A 3,958-nucleotide genomic window follows, 5' to 3' on the forward strand; every position below is an offset into this window, starting at 1 on the left:
CTCAGGAGCGTTTAGCCCTGGTTGCTGCCCGGCGCCGGTTCACACGGCGATCGGGTTGGGCTCGGTGACGCAGCCTGATCCGAAGACGACCGTTCCTTTGGTGATGATGTCGGTGCCGGGGAGGGGAGCTGTAGCGCCGGGTTCGCTGCGCGAGTCGGTGCAGTACTCCTGCAACCGGGCTGATCCGATGTTGCGCAGGATGATCGGGCCGCGGCCGGGGTAATTGACTACGCCGTGCTCGGCGTCGGTCTGCTGACCTGTTGGACACACGGCCCCGACGCGGTTCGGGACGCCGGGCAGGCCCAGCGCTGCGGCGACGCGCCTGATTGCGTCGATGTCGGTGCCCAACGGCGGCTTGTCGAGGTTGATCACCTGGACGCAGCCCAGGGCGGGCGTGTCCGTGGGAGCAGCGCTGGCGGTCGGAGCGAAGGCGAAACTCGCGGCGAGGGCGAGCGGAACGGCCACTAAGGCAGACTTCTTCATACGACCCAGGATCTCCTTCATGTTCGCGTCATGTCAGGACTTGGAGTGTCGTCCACGAGAGCGTTTCAATTCCTCCTTCGTTTCCGACTGTTCGGCATGGCCGTTGGCCGCTCGTGTGAGGTTGTCCTCCGGGCTCAGTAGGACTCCGTTAGGCCGCTTCTTCAGCGCTGCAGGCCAGCGACGTGGAGCGACCTGTCAAAGGATCTGCACCCAACGGAGCTCGTGGCAGGGCTGCTACCAGGTCAACGCGCGGCACCCGCCGCGTTCTGGAGTGTCGTGCCGGGCCGCGGTGGTGGGCGGCGTCGAGACCGTCGGGGAAGTCGGCCAGGTCGCCGTTGGCGGCGTGCTCCGCGCAGGCCGGCCAGCAGGGGCATGGTCGCGGGCCTGACCGAAGTGACGGGCGGTGCGGCTGCTGGCAGAGCAAGGCAACGCGCTGCAGCCCCGTGCTGTTGGCGGGCCCCTGCGGTGGAGTAGCTCGTTGTGGTGTGCCGCGCTGCCTGGGTTCCTTGTCGGTGCGCCGGACGTGGTTGGCCCCGGTCGCACGATGCTGTTGTCAGCGAGCTCTCCCGTGGCCCGTCTCAACGTCTGGGCCTGGCGGGTGCTCTGGAATGTCAGCGCCCGCGTGGTGCCTCAAAGACCGTGCGGGCCGAGGATGTTGCCACCGTTGGCGTACACCTTTGAGCATGCTGGACAGGTGCTCGCCGCAGGGTTCGTGGTGCGACCGGAGCCATCTGCAGGAGCGCTACTCATGCCGCACAGGGAGTGAGCTTGGGCAATTCGCTCTACGCCCCACTCTTGGTGGGCGGGGCGGTACAAGTGCACGAGGTACTGGAACGTGCTCGTCGGACGAGCCCACCTGCGGAAACGGGACGACCGGGTTGGCACCATCGTGACGAAGTAGCTCCCCCCTCCTTCCAGTGGAAACGTCACAACTCCTTGTCGGAACAGGCACTCCACGGCGGCGCGGGCGCACGATGGGTCCGTGCCGTACTGAGTTCGGAGTTCTTCATGGCCTGGGATCGGAGTGCCGGGAGGGTACTCGCCTCGGCGAATCCCCTTGTAGAGGTTCCTGATGATCCGCTCACATTCAGCGGAATTGCGACGACGAGGCATCACTGGCTCCTTCGTGAGGTACGTCGGCCCCAAGGCAACCATGGGCGCGCGTGCGTGGGAATCCGAGAATGCCTGGGCCTCCCGACAAGTGCGGGAGCGGGCGGGGCGCGCCTATTTGGTAGTCGCCTGCGGGGCGGGCCCGGGCGCTGAAGTGGTCCGGGCGGTGAGAGACCTGATGGGGCGGATGCAAGTCGGGGGTGGTGCATGCAGCGGTGCCGGGCCGTTGCTGCACCGTGCGGTTCGCGGCAAGGGATTGGTGACGTGGACCTCAGCTAGCGCCGTAACTGTCCCCTGCGTGGATGCCGTGTTGGAGACGATGCGCCGCCCGCGCTCGGTTGGCCGGGTGCGGGGGCGGTCGGTGTCAGGGCTGGCAGGCTGGGCAGTGTTCCTGGCTGTCGTGATCGTGCTCGCCGTGGTCGTGGTCGTCGGCGAGATCCGCGCACGCCACGCAGCAGGTGTAGGAGGCGTCGGCGGGGCTCGGCCTGTGCCGGCCGCCGCAGTGCGCGTTGCGGCATACGGCCGGGGAGGTGGCGGGCGGCATGCGGTGCCTCCGTTTCGGTCGCGGAGCCGGGCTAGGAATGGCCCGGACCCGGTGACCATGCGGGGTCTGGGTGCAAGCGCCGCCACCCCACAGCCCCACAGCACCGGCCTTCACGGCGGAGGGACAAGTCCGGGGGCGGCCGTTGGACAAGCAACGGCCCCGCACCCGGGCACGGGTGCCGGGGACGGGGTCGAGGGCTACCGGCGGGGCAGTTGGGTGCGGCACGAGCGACGGCCCGCCCTCTTGGGGAGAGGCGCGCCGACGGCCGGAGCAGGGCGGCGCCCCCCTGACACCACACACGAGGGTGGGGTCGGGGGCGCAGTACCGGGGCGGCTCGGGTGGGTCAGAAGGGAAGGTCGACGCTGGGCAAGATCGCCGTGATGCGGTCGGTGACTTCGACCGGGCAAGCCCAGAAACACCAAGACGCCGCCCCCCGCAGGCGGCAGGGGGCGGCGATGATCGTGCGGGCGCTGCGAGCGGTGGACTACGTGCTACTTCTGCGTCCGGCCGTGCTTGTCGGCGAGTTCCCTCCTCCAGGCGAGGAGGTCGGCCACGTCGGTGTCGAAGTCACCCGTGTCGAAGAGACGCTCCACGTCCCCGTCGTCGTCGGTGTAGAAGGCGCCGAAGGAACCGTGACTGCTGACTGGGTGGATCGCAGAGTTCTCCGCGCCGGTATCGGTGGTAGCGCCCCACGTCAGGTCGGCCCCATCACCGAAGTAGTAGGCGCCCCAGTATTCGTCCTTCGCCTTCCCGTCGTCTTCGATGTCGCAGGCAAGGTCGGCCGCCGCAAGGCGATCCAGGACCACGTGGAAAACCGTCTGGGCGGCGGGCTGTTCCGTCATAGGAGAACGCTCCTTGAAAATGGGGCGGGGAAGCTGAGGACGCAGACCCTGCCTCGACGAACAGCAAGCCACGCAACCCGGCTACCAGGCACAGAACAAAGCGGGCCGGACAACTCACCACACCCCCGGGCCGCGCGCGGAATGGGGACGGAACGGCTCACGGGCCCGCATGGCGGACTACCGAGCCTCAAGAGCCAGGGTGGTGGGCGTGCGCGACTGGCCCCGCCCCTGGATGGAGGCGGGAGCGGGGCCAGTGCGTAGGCGCGGGTCAAGCGATCAGACGGCCGTCGTCGGAAAGGGCGGTGTCCGGCAGATACCACCCGGCCAGGAGGGGCTACGGAGATTGAGCGTGTCACCAGCCGTCCGGACTCTTCGGGTAGGAATCGTACGTCGGCAGACCCAGCCGGATACTCTCTCGCTCCCGGCGGCTCCCGCCCAGGCGGTACACGTAGCGGTGTACACCGTGATGTCTCAGATTGCGTGCCCCCACTACCTCCAGTGCCTCCCGGAGCCAGACCTTCGGATCGACGCCGGCGCGAAGAGCCGGAGCCCCAAGCCGGATCAGCAGCTTTTCGGCGTACTCGTGCCCCTGCTCCTGGCGGCGCACCTTCTGCGCCATGCGCTCGTTCAGCACCGCGCCGTTTGGCAGCAGCTTCACGGTCCGGGGCGTCGCCCGGCCCATGTAGACCGCGTTCGTGGCCTGGTAGATCGTCCCGACGTGCCCAACAGCCACCACGGCTCCGGAAGCGTCTCTGCGCGGGACGGGGTCGGCGAACGAGACGATCCCGCGCACGTCCCGGACGAGTAGTTCGTCGAAGCAGCGGGCGAGGAACCAGCTCTCGGCGTTCGCAGGGCACTCGTCCGTGAGGACGAATCGCGAGCACTCCAGCGACTCCACGTAGGGCTCCAGGTCTGGCAGGGGCCGAGTCAGCACGGCCGCCGTGACGGGTACGCCGAACACGGCCACTCCGCACAGCGG

General features: G+C 68.5%; 5 protein-coding genes. All 5 read right to left on the minus strand.

Annotated features, from left to right (window positions below; translation table 11 throughout):
* Positions 1-39: 39 nt before the first annotated feature.
* Positions 40-504 (minus strand): hypothetical protein, encoded by a 465-nt coding sequence (locus ACWFR4_RS47900; RefSeq protein WP_453658171.1) that lies wholly within the window; start codon positions 502-504, stop codon positions 40-42.
* A 609-nt stretch (positions 505-1,113) separates the two neighbouring features.
* On the minus strand, positions 1,114-1,638 hold the full coding sequence (locus tag ACWFR4_RS47905; protein WP_453658173.1) for a GntR family transcriptional regulator: 525 nt from the start codon (positions 1,636-1,638) through the stop codon (positions 1,114-1,116).
* Between the two features lie 319 nt (positions 1,639-1,957).
* Complete coding sequence (locus ACWFR4_RS47910; RefSeq protein ID WP_453658175.1) at positions 1,958-2,137, minus strand: hypothetical protein; 180 nt, start codon at positions 2,135-2,137, stop codon at positions 1,958-1,960.
* 491 nt (positions 2,138-2,628) lie between these two features.
* Positions 2,629-2,979 carry a hypothetical protein gene (locus tag ACWFR4_RS47915; protein ID WP_453658177.1) on the minus strand — a complete coding sequence of 117 codons (351 nt, stop codon included), beginning with the start codon at positions 2,977-2,979 and terminating at the stop codon, positions 2,629-2,631.
* A 352-nt stretch (positions 2,980-3,331) separates the two neighbouring features.
* Positions 3,332-3,958, minus strand: a 627-nt coding sequence (locus ACWFR4_RS47920; RefSeq protein WP_453658179.1) for a Mom family adenine methylcarbamoylation protein, incomplete at its 5' end; no start/stop codon positions are given.

It is taken from the genome of Streptomyces sp. NPDC055140 (genome assembly GCF_053607285.1).

Coding starts and splice junctions, on each gene's coding strand:
- ACWFR4_RS47900 (WP_453658171.1), bottom strand. CDS start 504: ATGAAGGAGATCCTGGGTCGTATGAAGAAGTCTGCCTTAGTGGCCGTT.
- ACWFR4_RS47910 (WP_453658175.1), bottom strand. CDS start 2,137: ATGCCGCCCGCCACCTCCCCGGCCGTATGCCGCAACGCGCACTGCGGC.
- ACWFR4_RS47905 (WP_453658173.1), bottom strand. CDS start 1,638: ATGGTTGCCTTGGGGCCGACGTACCTCACGAAGGAGCCAGTGATGCCT.
- ACWFR4_RS47915 (WP_453658177.1), bottom strand. CDS start 2,979: ATGACGGAACAGCCCGCCGCCCAGACGGTTTTCCACGTGGTCCTGGAT.